At 72.8% G+C, this 15931-nt stretch carries 16 protein-coding genes and 1 tRNA gene; 14 read left to right on the plus strand and 3 right to left on the minus strand.

All coding sequences use genetic code 11. From position 1 onward, the window contains the following. Positions 1 to 179 precede the first annotated feature (179 nt). A complete protein-coding gene (locus ACF09E_RS30955; protein ID WP_392208927.1) occupies positions 180 to 2939 on the plus strand; it encodes a penicillin acylase family protein in 2760 nt (919 codons plus the stop codon). On the opposite strand, the gene ACF09E_RS30960 is transcribed toward ACF09E_RS30955, so the two are convergent. After that, a complete protein-coding gene (locus ACF09E_RS30960; RefSeq protein ID WP_392208929.1) occupies positions 2929 to 3534 on the minus strand; it encodes a 5-formyltetrahydrofolate cyclo-ligase in 606 nt (201 codons plus the stop codon). The two genes, ACF09E_RS30955 and ACF09E_RS30960, sit on opposite strands and share 11 nt — an antisense overlap. 115 nt (positions 3535 to 3649) lie before the next feature. Between ACF09E_RS30960 and galU the strand changes: the two genes are divergently transcribed. From galU to ACF09E_RS30995, 7 genes are all read left to right on the plus strand, one after another. Further along, positions 3650 to 4561, plus strand: coding sequence for a UTP--glucose-1-phosphate uridylyltransferase GalU (gene galU / locus ACF09E_RS30965; protein WP_392208931.1), 912 nt, complete (start codon positions 3650 to 3652; stop codon positions 4559 to 4561). Between the two features lie 199 nt (positions 4562 to 4760). After that, positions 4761 to 6020, plus strand: a complete 1260-nt coding sequence (glp, locus tag ACF09E_RS30970) for a gephyrin-like molybdotransferase Glp (RefSeq protein WP_392209152.1) — start codon at positions 4761 to 4763, stop codon at positions 6018 to 6020. 57 nt (positions 6021 to 6077) lie between these two features. Then, entirely contained in the window at positions 6078 to 6563 is a 486-nt protein-coding gene (gene moaC, locus ACF09E_RS30975; RefSeq protein ID WP_361848628.1) for a cyclic pyranopterin monophosphate synthase MoaC, read from the plus strand. Next, on the plus strand, positions 6560 to 7132 hold the full coding sequence (locus ACF09E_RS30980; RefSeq protein ID WP_392208933.1) for a molybdenum cofactor biosynthesis protein B: 573 nt from the start codon (positions 6560 to 6562) through the stop codon (positions 7130 to 7132). Before moaC ends, ACF09E_RS30980 begins: the two co-directional genes overlap by 4 nt. A 14-nt stretch (positions 7133 to 7146) precedes the next feature. Then, on the plus strand, positions 7147 to 7740 hold the full coding sequence (locus ACF09E_RS30985) for a GNAT family protein (RefSeq protein ID WP_361848713.1): 594 nt from the start codon (positions 7147 to 7149) through the stop codon (positions 7738 to 7740). A gap of 137 nt (positions 7741 to 7877) precedes the next feature. After that, positions 7878 to 8906, plus strand: coding sequence for a gephyrin-like molybdotransferase receptor GlpR (gene glpR / locus ACF09E_RS30990; protein WP_392208935.1), 1029 nt, complete (start codon positions 7878 to 7880; stop codon positions 8904 to 8906). 94 nt (positions 8907 to 9000) lie between these two features. After that, positions 9001 to 9074 (plus strand) — tRNA-Ala (locus ACF09E_RS30995). A 164-nt stretch (positions 9075 to 9238) separates the two neighbouring features. Here the strand turns inward: ACF09E_RS30995 and ACF09E_RS31000 are convergent. After that, positions 9239 to 9718, minus strand: a complete 480-nt coding sequence (locus tag ACF09E_RS31000; protein WP_392208937.1) for a GNAT family N-acetyltransferase — start codon at positions 9716 to 9718, stop codon at positions 9239 to 9241. A 50-nt stretch (positions 9719 to 9768) separates the two neighbouring features. Between ACF09E_RS31000 and ACF09E_RS31005 the strand changes: the two genes are divergently transcribed. Then, complete coding sequence (locus ACF09E_RS31005; protein WP_392208939.1) at positions 9769 to 10572, plus strand: exodeoxyribonuclease III; 804 nt, start codon at positions 9769 to 9771, stop codon at positions 10570 to 10572. Between the two features lie 19 nt (positions 10573 to 10591). Here ACF09E_RS31005 and ACF09E_RS31010 read toward each other — a convergent pair whose 3' ends face one another. Next, positions 10592 to 11227 (minus strand): MerR family transcriptional regulator, encoded by a 636-nt coding sequence (locus ACF09E_RS31010; RefSeq protein WP_392209155.1) that lies wholly within the window; start codon positions 11225 to 11227, stop codon positions 10592 to 10594. A 377-nt stretch (positions 11228 to 11604) separates the two neighbouring features. Between ACF09E_RS31010 and ACF09E_RS31015 the strand changes: the two genes are divergently transcribed. The 5 genes from ACF09E_RS31015 to ACF09E_RS31035 all read left to right on the plus strand — a co-directional run bounded on the left by ACF09E_RS31015 (position 11605) and on the right by ACF09E_RS31035 (position 15914). Next, the gene (locus tag ACF09E_RS31015; RefSeq protein ID WP_392208941.1) at positions 11605 to 13137 is read left to right on the plus strand and encodes a flavin-containing monooxygenase; all 1533 of its coding nucleotides are present in this window, start codon (positions 11605 to 11607) and stop codon (positions 13135 to 13137) included. 8 nt (positions 13138 to 13145) lie between these two features. Then, positions 13146 to 14039, plus strand: a complete 894-nt coding sequence (locus tag ACF09E_RS31020; protein ID WP_392209157.1) for an alpha/beta fold hydrolase — start codon at positions 13146 to 13148, stop codon at positions 14037 to 14039. After that, the gene (locus ACF09E_RS31025; protein WP_392208943.1) at positions 14036 to 14926 is read left to right on the plus strand and encodes an SDR family oxidoreductase; all 891 of its coding nucleotides are present in this window, start codon (positions 14036 to 14038) and stop codon (positions 14924 to 14926) included. Before ACF09E_RS31020 ends, ACF09E_RS31025 begins: the two co-directional genes overlap by 4 nt. 176 nt (positions 14927 to 15102) lie before the next feature. Further along, the gene (locus ACF09E_RS31030; RefSeq protein ID WP_388806225.1) at positions 15103 to 15279 is read left to right on the plus strand and encodes a hypothetical protein; all 177 of its coding nucleotides are present in this window, start codon (positions 15103 to 15105) and stop codon (positions 15277 to 15279) included. A 128-nt stretch (positions 15280 to 15407) separates the two neighbouring features. Further along, entirely contained in the window at positions 15408 to 15914 is a 507-nt protein-coding gene (locus tag ACF09E_RS31035; protein ID WP_392208946.1) for a GNAT family N-acetyltransferase, read from the plus strand. The last annotated feature ends 17 nt before the right edge of the window (positions 15915 to 15931 follow it).

The raw sequence follows: 15931 nt of genomic DNA on the forward strand, positions 1-15931 counted from the left end.
TCCTCCAGCGGCCGACACTTCGTTACCTTACCTAATCTTTAACGTTTTCTTGACGCCTCCTTTGCACCTCCTCGCTCGCCCGTACGGTTCTGTTCCGGACACCGCGTCCGGGGCCTCCGGACGCTGCGCCTAAGGTTGCTCCCGTACTCCAGGACCACCCTGCCCCTCGAAGGACAGCGATGCCCTCCAACACGACCGCGCCTCCCGCCAAGAAGAAAGGGCGGCGCGCCCGCCTGATCCTCCTCGTCCTGGTCCTCGCCCTGGTCGCGGGCGTCGGATACGGCGGGTACTGGGGTGTGAGCACCGTCCGGGCCTCGTTCCCGCAGACCACGGGCGAGATCCGGCTCGACAGTCTGTCCGGCGAGGTCGAGGTGAAGCGCGACGCGAACGGCGTCCCGCAGATCTACGCCGACAACGAGGCGGACCTCTTCCGCGCCCAGGGCTACGTCCAGGCGCAGGACCGCTTCTACGAGATGGACGTCCGGCGGCACGTGACCGCGGGACGGCTCTCCGAGATGTTCGGCGAGACCCAGGTCGAGACGGACTCCTTCCTGCGCACGCTCGGCTGGCGCCGGGTCGCGCAGCAGGAGTACGACAAGGTCCTGTCGCCGGAGACGAAGAAGTACCTCCAGGCCTACGCGGAGGGCGTCAACGCCTATCTGAAGGACCGGGACCCCGCGGACGTCTCCGTCGAGTACGCGGCCCTGGCCCTCACCAACGACTACGCGATCGAGCCGTGGACGCCGGTCGACTCGGTGGCCTGGCTCAAGGCGATGGCCTGGGACCTGCGCGGCAACATGCAGGACGAGATCGACCGCTCGCTGATGACGAGCCGGATGAGCGCGAGCCAGATCAAGCAGCTCTACCCGGAGTACCCGTACGCGCTCCACCAGCCGATCGTCGGGCAGGGTGCGGTGGACGGGTCCAGCGGGAAGTTCGACCCGAAGGCGAAGGCCGGCGAGGACGACGACCTGAGCACCGGCGAGACCCCGGCCGCCGACTCTCCCGGCTCCTCCGGCTCCTCCTCCGGCTCCTCGCAGGGGATCGGCACCCAGCTCGGCGCGCTCTCCGAGGTCCTGGACGGCATCCCCGCCCTCCTCGGCCCCAACGGCAACGGCATCGGCTCGAACTCCTGGGTCGTCTCGGGGCAGTACACGACCTCCGGCAAGCCGCTGCTCGCCAACGACCCGCACCTCGCGCCCCAGCTGCCGTCCCTCTGGTACCAGATGGGCCTGCACTGCCGCTCGGTCTCGGCGACCTGCCGCTACGGCGTGTCCGGCTACACCTTCTCCGGCATGCCCGGTGTGATCATCGGACACAATGACAAGATCGCCTGGGGTCTCACCAACCTCGGTGCCGACGTCACCGACCTCTACCTGGAGAAGATCGGCCCCGACGGCTACCTCGTCGACGGCAAGGTCAAGCCCTTCACGGTCCGCGAGGAGACCATCAAGGTCGCCGGCGGCAGCGACCGGACGATCACCGTCCGCTCCACCGACCGCGGCCCGCTCGTCTCGGACCGCTCCTCCGAGCTGGAGAAGGTCGGCCAGAAGGCCCCCGTCGGCAACGCCGCCCCCGACCGCGGCACCGGCTACGGCGTCTCCCTCCAGTGGACCGCGCTCCAGCCGGGCCGCTCGATGGACGCGATCTTCGCCCTCGACCGCGCCAAGGACTTCGACCAGTTCCGCGCCGCCGCGAAGAACTTCGAGGTCCCCTCGCAGAACCTGGTCTACGCCGACACCGAGGGCCACATCGGCTACCAGTCCCCGGGCAAGATCCCGCAGCGCGCCAAGGGCGACGGCACCCTGCCCGCGCCCGGCTGGGACTCCTCGTACCGCTGGAAGGGCTACATCCCCTTCGAGCAGCTGCCCTACGAGTACGACCCCGAGCGCGGCTACATCGTCACCGCCAACCAGGCCGTGATCGACCCCGAGGGCTACCCCGACCTGCTCACCAAGGACTGGGGCTACGGCTCCCGCAGCCAGCGGATCAACGACCTCATCGAGTCGAAGACCAAGGACGGCGGCAAGATCTCGCCGGACGACATGCGGACCATGCAGACGGACAACCGCAGCGAGATCGCCACGCTGCTCAACCCGCTCCTGCTGAAGATCGACATCTCGGACCCGCACGTCCGCGAGGCGCAGAAGCTGCTGGAGGGCTGGGACTACACCCAGGAGCCCGACTCGGCCGCCGCCGCCTACTTCAACGCGGTCTGGCGCAACGTCCTCAAGCTGGCCTTCGGCAACAAGCTCCCCAAGGAGCTCCGCGCCGAGGGCGACTGCATCAACGTGCTCCCGGCCGACGCCACCGGCCCGGTCGACGAGCAGAACAAGCTCGTCCGCGAGTGCGGCCAGCGCGACCCCGACTCCGCCCAGCCGGACGGCGGCGACCGCTGGTACGAGGTGGTCCGCCCGCTGCTCAAGCAGGAGAAGAGCGAGTGGTGGGTCACCCCGGGCAACCGCACCGACCAGGCCACCGAGACCCGTGACCAGCTGCTCGCCCGCGCCATGAAGGACGCGCGCTGGGAGCTGACCGCGAAGCTCGGCAAGGACGTCTCCACCTGGAGCTGGGGCCGGCTGCACCAGCTGACCCTGAAGAACCAGACCCTCGGCACCGCCGGTCCCGGCGTCGTCCAGCGGCTCCTCAACCGCGGCCCGTGGAACCTGGGCGGCGGCGAGGCGGCCGTCGACGCCACCGGCTGGAACGCCGCGGGCGGCTACGAGGTCATCTGGGTCCCGTCGATGCGGATGGTCGTCAACGTCGGCGACTGGGACAAGTCCCGGTGGATCAACCTCACCGGCGCCTCCGGCCACGCCTTCAACTCGCACTACACCGACCAGACGGACGCGTGGGCGAGGGGCGACCTGTACGACTGGGCCTACGGCAGGGCGGCCGTCGACGCGGCGACGAAGGACACGCTCAAGCTCAGGCCGTAGCGCCTGCCGGGAAGCGGGTGATCCCCTCCGGGGTCACCACCGCGTGCACGGGGTGGTCGTGCGGTTCCTCCGGGACCCGCGCGACCACCTCGTCCGCGTAGAGGAGCACCACCAGCGACGGATCGGCGCCCGCGCGCCCCAGCCGGGCGAGCACCCGGTCGTACGAGCCGCCGCCCCGTCCCAGCCGCATCCCGCGGCCGTCGACCGCGAGGCCCGGCAGCAGGACGGCGTCGGCGCCGCACACTGCCCCGGGACCCAGCCGGGGTCCCGCCGGTTCGAGCAGGCCCCGCCCGGCCTTCACGAGCCGCTCGGGGCCCTCGTACGCCGCCCAGTCCAGGTCGTTGTCCGGGAGCAGCACCGGGAGCAGGACCCGCACCCCGCGCGCGTGGAGCGCGTCGAGCAGGGCGCGGGTGCCCGGTTCGCGGCCCACGGACACGTACGCGGCGACGGTGGACGCCTCCGCGAGTTCGGGGAGTTCGAGTCCCCGGCGGGCGAGGGACGCGGCGGTGCGTGCCAGGGCGTCGGCGTCCAGTGCGGCGCGGGCGCCGAGAAGTCGGCTGCGCAGCACGGTCTTTTCGGACATCTCAGGTGTCATGTCGTTCCCTGTGTCGTTCCCTGTGAATTCACGAAAGTCTCGAACCTGCCTTTATGTGGAGGAAGTTAATCGGAGCACCATCTTTCTCTCATTCCTAACGACTAAAGTGCTCGGCATGAATCACTCGCTCCCCAGGTCGGGCCGGATCAGCAAGGCTGTCATCCCGGCCGCCGGCCTCGGCACCCGCTTCCTCCCGGCGACCAAGGCGACGCCTAAGGAGATGCTGCCGGTCGTCGACAAGCCGGCCATCCAGTACGTCGTCGAGGAGGCCGTCGCGGCCGGCCTCTCCGACGTGCTGATGATCACCGGCCGGAACAAGCGTCCCCTGGAGGACCACTTCGACCGGAACTACGAGCTGGAGGAGGCCCTGACCCGGAAGGGCGACGCCGAGCGCCTCTCCAAGGTCCAGGAGTCCAGCGACCTCGCCACCATGCACTACGTGCGCCAGGGTGCCCCGCGCGGCCTCGGTCACGCGGTGCTCTGCGCCGCCCCGCACGTCGGCGACCAGCCCTTCGCGGTGCTCCTCGGCGACGACCTGATCGACCCGCGCGACCCGCTGCTGGCGCGGATGGTGGAGATCCAGGAGCGGGAGGGCGGCAGTGTGATCGCCCTCATGGAGGTCGACCCCTCGCAGATCCATCTGTACGGCTGCGCGGCGGTCGAGGCCACGGGCGACGCGGACGTCGTGAAGGTGACGGACCTGGTCGAGAAGCCGGACCCGGACGAGGCCCCCAGCAACTACGCGATCATCGGCCGGTACGTGCTGGATCCGGCCGTCTTCGGGACCCTGCGGGAGACCGAGCCGGGCCGCGGCGGGGAGATCCAGCTGACGGACGCCCTGCAGACCCTCGCCTCGGACGAGAAGATCGGCGGCCCGGTGCACGGAGTCGTCTTCAAGGGCCGCCGCTATGACACCGGCGACCGCGGCGACTATCTGCGTGCCATTGTCAGACTCGCGTGCGAACGTGAAGATCTGGGACCGGACTTCCGGGCCTGGCTCCGGAGATACGTCAGCGAGGAGATGTAGCACCTTGAGCAGCAGCGCGACCCCGTCGCCGTCCCACGACGACCACGACGACCACGATCGCGGAGACCACGCTCACGAGCACGGCGGCCACGGGCCCTCCGGCCGTGCGCCCGGCGCCGAGGCGCACGGCGGGCACGGGCACGGCGGGGAGACGGGCGCCGCGGACCCCTGCGCGGGGCCCGCGCGCGGTCTCTGGTCGGTGGACGAGCACCTCGCCGACATCCTCGCGACGGTCGGCCCGCTCGAACCCATCGAGCTGCAGCTCCTGGACGCGCAGGGCTGCGTCCTCGTCGAGGACGTGACGGTGCCCGTCGCGCTGCCGCCCTTCGACAACAGCTCGATGGACGGGTACGCGGTCCGGGTCGCCGATGTCGCGGGCGCCACCGAGGAGTTCCCCGCCGTCCTCACCGTCGTCGGCGACGTCGCGGCGGGCGCCGGCGGACTGCCCGAGGTCGGCCCCGGCCAGGCCGCCCGGATCATGACCGGAGCCCCGCTGCCGCCCGGCGCCGAGGCCGTCGTCCCGGTCGAGTGGACCGACGGCGGTACGGGCGGGGGCGCGGCCACCGGCATGACCGCCGCGAGCGCCGCCCCCGAGGGCGCGTCGGGCGAGGTCCGGGTGCACCGCGCCGCGGCGGCCGGCGCCCACGTCCGCGAGCGGGGGAGCGACGTGCGGGCCGGTGAGCTGGCCCTGTCGGCCGGCACGGTGCTCGGGCCGCCGCAGATCGGGCTGCTCGCCGCGATCGGCCGCGGCACCGTCCGGGTGCGGCCGCGCCCCCGGGTGGTCGTCATGTCCACCGGCAGCGAGCTGGTCCAGCCGGGCGAGCCGCTGGCCGAGGGGCAGATCCACGACTCCAACAGCTTCGCGCTCGCCGCGGCCGCGCGGGACGCGGGCGCCCTCGCCTACCGGGTGGGGGCCGTCGCCGACGACGCCGAGTCGCTGCGCGCCACCATCGAGGACCAGCTGATCCGGGCCGATCTGATCGTGACCACGGGCGGGGTGAGCGTCGGCGCGTACGACGTGGTCAAGGAGGCGCTGACGGCCGACGGGCAGGTCGACTTCCGCAAGCTGGCCATGCAGCCCGGCAAGCCCCAGGGCTTCGGAGCGATCGGCGCCGAGCAGATCCCGCTCCTCGCGCTGCCGGGCAACCCGGTCTCCTCGTACGTCTCCTTCGAGCTGTTCGTCCGGCCCGCGATCCGCGCCCTGATGGGGGTGGAGGACCTGCACCGGCCCGTGGTGCGGGCGGAGCTGGCGGGTTCCGCGGCGCTGTCGTCGCCCGCCGGGCGCCGGCAGTTCCTGCGCGGGACGTACGACCCGGAGGCGGGCACCGTCACTCCGGTGGGCGGTGCCGGATCCCATCTGATCGCCGCCCTCGCGCACGCGGACTGCCTGCTCGTGGTCCCGGAGGAGACGGAGAGCGTGGAGCCGGGCGCCGAGCTGGAAGTGGTCCTCCTCGGCTGAGAGGGCGAGGGTGGGGGTACGGTGTCGTCCCACACAGCGACCGGGAGTGTCACGGCGATGAGCACGCAGCAAGGTCTCACCCACATCGACGAGGCGGGCGCGGCCCGCATGGTCGACGTCTCGGCGAAGGACGTCACGTCCCGCACGGCGCGGGCCAGCGGGCGGGTCCTCGTCTCGCCGCGCGTGATCGAGCTGCTGCGCGGCGAGGGCGTCCCCAAGGGCGACGCGCTCGCCACGGCCCGGATCGCCGGGATCATGGGAGCGAAGAGGACCCCGGACCTCATCCCGCTCTGCCATCCGCTGGCCGTGTCGGGCGTGACCCTGGACCTGGCGGTCGCCGACGACGCGGTGGAGATCCTGGCGACCGTGAAGACCACGGACCGGACGGGCGTCGAGATGGAGGCCCTGACCGCGGTCTCGGTGGCGGCCCTCACGGTGGTCGACATGGTGAAGGCGGTCGACAAGGGCGCTGTCATCTCCGACGTACGGGTGGAGGAGAAGACGGGCGGCAAGTCGGGCCACTGGACGCGGAGCGGGTCGTGACGCGCGCGGGCCGGGAGCCGGGCGGGAACGACCACGCGGATCCGCCGGCGGCGCTCGGCGACGACGTCGGCGGGGCTCCGGCCTCCCCGTACGCGGCGCTCGTCGTCACGGCGTCGAACCGGGCGGCCGCCGGGGTCTACGAGGACAAGGGCGGCCCGCTGATCGCGGAGGCCCTGCGCCGGACCGGCTTCGCCGTGGACGGCCCGCAGGTCGTCCCCGACGGGGCGCCGGTGGAGGCCGCGCTCCGGGCCGGGGTCGCCGCCGGGTACGACGTGATCGTGACCACCGGCGGTACGGGCATCTCGCCCACCGACGAGACGCCCGAGGTGACCCGGCGGGTCCTGGAGCGGGAGATCCCGGGCATCCCGGAGGCGATCCGGGCGTACGGCCGGGAGAAGGTGCCGACGGCGGCGCTCTCGCGGGGCCTGGCCGGGGTCGCGGGCGGCACGCTGATCGTGAACCTGCCGGGCTCCTCCGGCGGTGTGCGGGACGGGCTGACCGTCCTGGAGCCGATCCTGCGTCACGCCGTCGACCAGATCCGCGGCGGCGACCACCCGAGACCGTCGTGATCCCGAGCTGGCCGGTGGTCCTGGTGGACGGAGACGTGCTGCTCCGTCCGATAAAGATGCGCGACCACGCGGCCTGGCGCGAGGTGAACCGGCGCAACCGGGAATGGCTGAGGCCCTGGGAGGCGACGGTTCCGCCGCCGCCCCCGGGCGGGCCGCCGGCCCAGCGGCCGACCTACCGTCAGATGGTCCGCCATCTGCGGTCGGAGGCGAACGCGGGGCGGATGCTGCCGTTCGTGATCGAGTACCGGGGGCGGCTGGTCGGGCAGTTGACCGTCGCGGGCATCACCTGGGGCTCCATGTGCTCCGGGCACGTGGGCTACTGGGTGGACAGCGAGGTGGCCGGTCGGGGCGTCATGCCGACGGCGGTCGCGCTGGCGGTCGACCACTGCTTCCGCGCGGTCGGCCTGCACCGCATGGAGGTCTGCATCCGTCCGGAGAACGGGCCTTCGCGCCGGGTCGTCGAGAAGCTGGGATTCCGCGAGGAGGGGCTGCGGCCCCGCTATCTCCACATCGACGGCGCGTGGCGGGACCATCTGGTCTTCGCGCTGACGGCGGAGGAGGTGCCGGAAGGACTGTTGAAACGCTGGCACCACGCGAGAATAAGATAAGTGTTCGAATTCAATCGGTAGTTGGCGGTCAATCGATCTGAACAATCACAAAAAAGTTCAGTGATATCAGCCAGATCGTGCGACACACCGGGCCAATTGGCCGATGCCTTCGCGCGAACCCCTCTACCGTGTGAGGCGTGAGCAGCAGCGGCCTCATCTACGCAGTCATCGTCGGGGCCTGGGCCGCCTACTTGGTACCGATGTGGCTCCGCAGGCAGGACGAGCTCAACGAAGCGCGTCCGACGGAACGCTTCAGCACCGCCATCCGGCTGCTTTCCGGACGGGCGGGCATGGAGCGCCGTTATGCCAGGGAGCTGAAGGAGCGGGACCGTACGGCGGAGGGTCCGACGCCCGACGTGGACCCGGACGTGGAGACCGAGCACCTCAGCTCGGTCGACGTCCGGGCGTTCTCCGCGCCCGCGGCCAGAACGGAAGCACGTCTGGAACTCCCCGAACGGGAGCCGAGGGACCCGGCGGCGCACGCCGCGCCGGCCCGCCCCGCGTCCGGAGCCGCCGAGCGCGCCCGCCGCGGGAAGGTACTCGCCCGCCGCCGGCGCACCACGACGCTGCTCTTCGCGGCCTTCACCCTCGGCGCGGTCGTCGCCGCCGTCGGCGGGGTCCCCTTCCTCTGGGCGCCGGCCGTGCCCGCCCTCCTCCTCAGCGCGTACATCGTGCACCTGCGGATCCAGGAGCGGCGCCGCTTCGTGTACGTGATGGACCGGCGGCGCGCGGAGGCGGCGGCGGCCCGGCTGCGGGAGAGCCGGCGCCCGGCCCCCACGCCCGAGCCCTCGCCCGAGTCCGCCCAGCCCCCCTCCCCGCAGGAGGCGGACCGGCGGGCCCTGGTGGAGCAGACCGACCACGCGGAGTGGGTCGACCAGCAGCGCGAGCGCGGCCCGGCCCGCGGCGACAGCTGGGACCCGGTCCCGGTGCCGCTGCCCACGTACGTCACCGCCCCGGTCGCCCCGCGCGCCACGAGCGGCGTCGACGTCACGGACCCGGAGACCTGGAGCGCGGCGCGCTCCTCCACGGCGGCCGACCCGACCCCCGCCCCGTCCCCGGCCCCGCGCCAGCGGACCACCCCGCCGCGCCGGGACCGCGACCACGGCCGGACCCCGCTCTTCGACCAGTACGCGGACGACGACCGCCCCCGGGCGGCCAACGAGTGACCCCGCCGGGGGCCCGCGACGGCCCCCGGCTGACCTGCGGGGCAATGGATTTTTGTCTGAGCCGGTCGGGGTGCTAATGTTTCACACGTCGCAAGGGCCTGTGGCGCAGTCTGGTAGCGCACCTCGTTCGCATCGAGGGGGTCTGGGGTTCAAATCCCCACAGGTCCACAAACGACAGTTCGCGAGTAGCTCTCGGGAACGGTGACGAGATCCCGTCCGATCGAAAGATCGGACGGGATCTCGTCGTTGTGGGTCCCGACACGTCTCCGCCCCGGCCGTGGGATCCTGCGGGACCGGCCGGCGGCCGGTCCCGGGTGCGGGATGAGGGGACGTCAGGTCAGCGGCTTGGCGAAGCAGCGGCTGTTGTCGTGGGTGCGGTACAGGCCGAACTTGGTGCAGGGTTCGTAGCCGCTCGACGTGTAGAGGGCGATGGCCTCCGGCTGGGCCGTGCCCGTCTCCAGGACCATCCGGGTGCGGCCGGCGTCGCGGGCGTCGGACTCCAGGGCGGAGAGGATGCGGCGGGCCAGGCCCAGGCCGCGGGCCTCGGGGATCACGTACATGCGCTTGAGCTCGGCCTCGCCGTTCTCGTAGCCCTCGTCGTTCTCGTCCTGGGTCCGCCAGCCGCCGGTGGCGAGCGGGGCGCCGTCGGGGTCGTAGGCGAGCAGGTAGAGGCCCCGCGGCGGGGCGAACATCCCGGCGTCCAGCGGTGTGGCGTCGCCCTCGTCGCCGTAGCGGACGGCGTACTCCGCCTGGACCGCGTCGTTGAGCGCGACGGCGTCGGGGTGGTCGTAGGGCGTGGGCTGGATGTTCATGCGTTTCATCGTACATGTATGCGACGGTGGGGTGTCGGTATTCTCCCGGGATGCTCACTGTGACGTCCGTGAATGTCAACGGCCTCCGTGCCGCCGCGAAGAAGGGCTTCGTCGAGTGGCTCGGCGAGACCAACGCCGACGCCGTCTGCCTCCAGGAGGTGCGCGCCGAGGAGGCCCAGCTGCCGCCCGAGGTGCGCGCCCCCGAGGGCTGGTTCACCGTCCACGCGCCCGCCGCCGCCAAGGGCCGGGCCGGGGTCGCCCTCTACACCCGCCGCGAGCCCGACCGGGTCCGCGTCGGCTTCGGGTCGAGCGAGTTCGACACCGCCGGCCGTTATGTCGAGGCGGACCTGCCCGGCGTGACCGTCGCCAGCCTCTACCTGCCCTCCGGCGAGGTCGGGACCGAGCGCCAGGACGAGAAGTACCGGTTCATGGGGGAGTTCCTGCCGTACCTGAAGGAGCTCCGGGAGCGGTCCGCCGCCGACGGCCGCGAGGTCGTCGTCTGCGGCGACTGGAACATCGCGCACCGGGAGGCCGACCTCAAGAACTGGAAGGCCAACAAGAAGAACGCCGGCTTCCTGCCCGAGGAGCGGGAGTGGTTCGGGCAGGTGCTCGACGAGGGCGACGGCGGGTACGTGGACGTCGTCCGCGCCCTGCACCCCGAGCAGGAGGGGCCCTACTCCTGGTGGTCCTACCGGGGGCGCGCCTTCGACAACGACAGCGGCTGGCGCATCGACTACCAGCTCGCCACCCCCGGGCTCGCCGCCAGGGCCGTCAAGGCGTACGTCGAGCGGGCCGCCACCCACACCGAGCGGTGGAGCGACCACGCGCCCGTGACGGCGGTCTACCAGCCGTAGGGGTCCGCCGGGACGCCCTCTAGGGGGTGTCCCGCGGCGTTCCCGGGCCGAGCCGGCGGTCGAGCGCCATCGACAGCTCCGCCTCGACCACGCTCTTCGCGAGCGGGCGCAGCCGCCGCAGGTCGTCCTCGGCCGCGTGGGTGCGCAGCAGGTCGGTGAAGAGTTCGGCGAGGGCGTCCGCGTGCTCGCGGACGCGGGCTCCGGCCTTGAGGACCTCGGCGAGCGGGACGCCCTCCCGGACGAGCGCGGCGGAGACGTCGAGCAGCCGGCGGCTGATGTGGATGATCTCCTCGCCGTCGGTGACGAGGTAGCCGAGGTCGAGGGCGGCGGCGAGGTTCTCCGGGGTGACCTCGCCGGCGAAGTGGTCGGCGAGCTCCTCGGGGGTCAGCCGGACCGGCTCCTCCTCGCTGGGGGAGCCGAGGGCCAGGACCTCCCGGACGTTGCGGCCGCTCTCGAAGGCGGTGGTGAGGTCGGCGATGCCGTTGAGGGTGTGGCCGCGCTCCAGGAGGGCGGCGATCGTGCGCAGCCGGGCCAGGTGCTGCTCGTCGTACCAGGCGATCCGGCCCTCGCGGCGGGGCGGCGGGATCAGGCCGCGCTCGCGGTAGAAGCGCAGGGTGCGGACGGTGATGCCCGCGGCGGCGGCGAGCTCCTCCATGCGGTACTCGCGCAGGCCCTCGGGTTCAGGGGTGGTCTCGGGCGCGTGCGTCCCGGTCCCCGGCGCGGCCTGGGGCGCGGCCCCGGTCTCGGGCGCGGCCCCGGGCCCCGGTGCGGCCCCGGCGTCGGGCGAGGCCCGCCGCGGGTCCGCGCCCGTGCCGGCCCGCGGGTCCGCGGAGCCGCCCGCGTGCGTCACCGGGCCGGGTCCTGATCCGTCGCCTGTCCCTTTGCCTGATCCTTCAGCCACGGACGCCAGCCTATGTTGTACCGCCGGTAACTTTCCCTCGTCCGACCCCTACCGCTCGGTATGGAGCTGCTCTACAGTCCCGACTGTGCCAGTGATTGCTGGCGCGATCGGCTGGGCGCTCGGGAGGCGGCATGGCGAAGCACGAGCAGGTACGTGTGGCGGTGATCGGATCGGGATTCGGCGGCCTCGGCGCCGCCGTCCGGCTGCGCCGCGAAGGGATCACCGACTTCGTCGTCCTGGAGCGGGCCGACTCCGTCGGCGGCACGTGGCGGGACAACAGCTACCCCGGCTGCGCCTGCGACGTCCCCTCCCACCTCTACTCCTTCTCGTTCGCGCCCAACCCCGACTGGCCGCGGACCTTCTCCGGGCAGCGCCACATCCGCGCCTACCTGGAACACGTCACGGACACCTTCGGCATCCGCCCCCACCTGCGGCTCGACCACGAGGTCGTGCGGATGGAGTGGGACGCCGAGGCGCTCCGCTGGGAGATCGAGACCGGCCGGGGCTCCTTCAGCGCCGAGGTCGTCGTCTCCGCCACCGGGCCGCTCTCCGACCCCAAGATCCCGGACGTCCCCGGCCTCGCCGACTTCCCCGGCAAGGTCTTCCACTCGGCCCGCTGGGACCACGACTACGACCTGACCGGCAAGCGCGTGGCCATGGTCGGCACCGGCGCCTCCGCCATCCAGATCGTGCCCGCGATCCAGCCGCAGGTCGGCCGGCTGACCCTCTTCCAGCGGACGCCCCCGTGGGTCATGCCCCGCATGGACCGCGCCATCTCCGGCCCCGAGCGCTGGCTCCACCGCGCCCTGCCCGTGACCGGAACCCTCCGCCGCGGCCTGCTCTGGGGCATCCGCGAACTCCAGGTCGGCGCCTTCACCAAGCACCCGGGCGAGCTCGGGATCGTCGAGAGGCTCGCCAAGGCCAACATCGCCAAGTCCGTCAAGGACCCGGCCCTGCGGGCCAAGCTGACCCCCTCGTACCGCATCGGGTGCAAGCGCATCCTGCTCTCCAGCACGTACTACCCGGCGATCGCCCGGCCCAACGTCGACGTCGTCGCCTCCGGTCTGCGCGAGGTCCGCGGCTCCACCGTGGTCGCCGCAGACGGCACCGAGACCGAGGTCGACGCGATCGTCTTCGGCACCGGCTTCCACGTCACCGACATGCCGATCGCCGAGCGGATCGTCGGCTCCGAGGGCAAGACCCTCGCCGAGTCCTGGAAGGGCGGCATGGAGGCGCTGCGCGGCGCCACCGCCGCCGGATTCCCCAACTTCATGACGGTCATCGGCCCCAACACCGGCCTCGGCAACTCCTCGATGATCCTCATGATCGAGTCCCAGCTGAACTACATGGCCGACTACCTGCGCCAGCTGAACGTGCTCGGCGGCCGCGCCGCCCTCGCCGTCCGGCCCTCCGCCGTCGGCGCCTGGAACCGCAAGGTGCAGGCCCGGATGGAGCGGACCGTCTGGAAGGCGGGCGGCTGCGACAGCTGGTACCTCGACGCCAACGGGCGCAACACCACCCTGTGGCCCGGCACCACCGGGGAGTTCCGCCGCGAGACGCGGCAGGTCGACCTCTCCGAGTACGAGGTCGTCCGCGCCCCGAAGCCGGCGAAGCCCGCCGCCGCCAAGACCCGCGGCACCCGCGCGAAGGAGACCGCCAAGTGAGCCGGCACCTGACCCCGCTGCCCACCTCCCGCGAACTCACCGCCGTCTCCGCCGACGGAGCCCGCGTCCACGTCGAGGTGTACGGCCCCGAGGGCGCACCCGCCGTCGTCCTCGCCCACGGCTGGACCTGCTCGATCGCCTTCTGGGCCGAGCAGATACGGGCCCTCGCCACCGACCACCGGGTCATCGCCTACGACCAGCGCGGCCACGGCCGGTCCCCGGTCCCCGCCGGACCCTCCGGCTACGCCACCCGGGCCCTCGCCGACGACCTCGAAGCGGTCCTCGCGAGCACCCTGGCCCCCGGCGAGAAGGCCGTCCTCGCCGGCCACTCCATGGGCGGCATGACCGTGATGGCGGCGGCGGACCGGCCGGGCTTCCGGGAGCACGCGGCGGCCGTGCTGCTCTGCTCCACCGGACCCTCGCGGCTGACCGCCGAGGCCACCGTCGTGCCGGGCCGGGCCGGGGCCCGGCGCACCCGGCTCACCCGGGGCGTCCTCGGCGCGAAGGCGCCGCTCGGGCCGGTCAACGCCGTCTCGAAGAGGATCCTCAAGTACGCCACGATGGGCCCCGGGTCGACGCCCGAGCGGGTGGACGCCTGCGCCCGGATCGTGCACGCCTGCCCGCGCGGCGCCCGCGTCGGCTGGTCCAGGGTGCTCTCCGAGCTCGACCTGGAGGCCGGCCTGCGGTCGCTCGACCTGCCCGTCGCCGTCGTCGTCGGCACCGCCGACCGGCTCACCCCGCCCGTCCACTCCCGCGCCATGGCCGAGGCGCTCCCGCAGTGCGTGGGGCTGCTCGAACTGGCGGGTATGGGACACATGACACCGGTGGAGGCCCCCGAGGCCGTCACCGCGCGGATCCGCGAACTGACCGACACGTACCTGGAAGTGAAGGAGAAGGCATGAGCCGGGTGAGCCTGGAAGGACAGGTCGCGGTCGTCACCGGCGGCGCCCGCGGCGTCGGGGAGCTCCTCGCCCGCAAGCTGTCCGCGCGCGGTGCGCGGATCGCGCTGGTCGGCCTGGAGCCCGAGCAGCTCAAGGAGGTCGCCGGCCGGCTGCACACCGAGGCCGAATGGTGGCACGCCGACGTCACCGACCACGAGGCGATGGCGAAGGTCGCGGCCGAGGTCAAGGAGCGCTTCGGCAAGGTCGACATCGTCGTCGCCAACGCCGGTGTCGCGGCGGGCGGTCCCTTCGTGGAGTCCGACCCGGCCGCCTGGCGGCGGGTCATCGAGGTCAACCTGATCGGCGGCGCGGTGACGGGCCGGGCCTTCCTGCCCGTCCTCATGGAGTCCCGCGGCTACTTCCTCCAGATCGCCTCGCTCGCCGCGATCACCCCCGCGCCGATGATGACCGCGTACTGCGCCTCCAAGTCGGGCGTGGAGGCCTTCGCGCACAGCCTGCGCGCCGAGGTGGCCCACAAGGGCGTGCGGGTCGGCGTCGGCTACCTCTCCTGGACGGACACCGACATGGTGCGGGGCGCCGACCAGGACGACGTGATGAAGGAGCTGCGGCAGCGGCTGCCGTGGCCGTCGAACCGCACGTACCCGCTCGGCCCGGCCGTCGACCGGATCGTCGCCGGCATCGAGCGGCGCTCCCCCCACGTCTACGCGCAGTGGTGGCTGCGTGGGATGCAGTCGGTCCGCGGCTACCTGCCGGGCCTGATCGCGACGGTGGGACAGCGCGAGATGCGGCGCTTCGAGCCGCGTCTCGGCACGGTCTCCAAGGGCCTGGTGGGCGCGGGCGGGGCGGCCGACGAGGAGGAGCGGACGGGCCGTTCGGCGGCGCGCTGACCCCGGCGCGGCGGCCCGGCGGGAGGGGACCCCGCCGCGCCGCCGCCGGGCCGCTCCGGGCCCGGTAGCCGTCCGTGATCGATCGACATGCGTGGAATGTGCGCCCGTGCAAGGCTGGTCGAGGCCCGGCAGGCACCTCGCCCCGGCCCCTCCCACCCTTCGAGGAGTGAACGTTCATGGGCAAGGCAGAGCAGTTCGAGGACAGGTCGGAGCAGCTGAGGCGGCAGGCCATGGGCAAGGCGAGGGACGAGGCGTCCGAGCGCGCATCCCGGGGCCGCGGCCGTCCCGACGAGGAGACGCGCAGGGCCCAGCAGGAGGCCCAGGACCGTCTCGACCAGGACTACGACGCCTGACACGCCCCCGCGCGTGCCGTGTCGAGCGAGGCGCACCCGGTCCGCCGGGTGCGCCTCCGCGTGTGTGTGATCACGACGGGCCGAAAAGTCGTACGCACCCGGCGCCGGTTCTTCGTACGGTGGCGCCCATGGCCGTACTTGAGCGACTGCGATCCGACCACGCCCCCGCCCTGCTCGTCTTCGAGCGGGAGAACCGGGGGTACTTCGCCGCGTCCGTGCCCGACCGGGGGGACGCGTACTTCACCGACTTCGAGGAGCGGCACCGGGCGCTGCTCGACGAGCAGGAGGCCGGGGGCATCCACTTCCACGTGCTCGTGGGGGAGGACGGCGAGATCCTGGGGCGCTTCAACCTCGTCGACGTCGGCGACGGTTCCGCGGAGCTGGGGTACCGGGTCGCCGAGCGGGCGACCGGGCGCGGGGTGGCGACGGCCGGGGTGCGGGAGGTGTGCCGGCGGGCGCGGGAGGAGTACGGGCTGAGCCGGCTGACCGCCGTGACGACCCTCGACAACGACGGTTCGAGGGCCGTGCTGGGGCGCGTCGGCTTCGGCGCGGTCGGGAGCGTGACGCTCGACGGGCGGGCGGGGACGTCGTACGAACTGGACCTCGCCGACTCCCTCGGACGGAGCGCCGCCTGAGGGAGCCGGCGGCCCCC

The sequence above is a fragment of the Streptomyces sp. NPDC014891 genome, assembly GCF_043081085.1.
Taxonomy (GTDB): domain Bacteria; phylum Actinomycetota; class Actinomycetes; order Streptomycetales; family Streptomycetaceae; genus Streptomyces.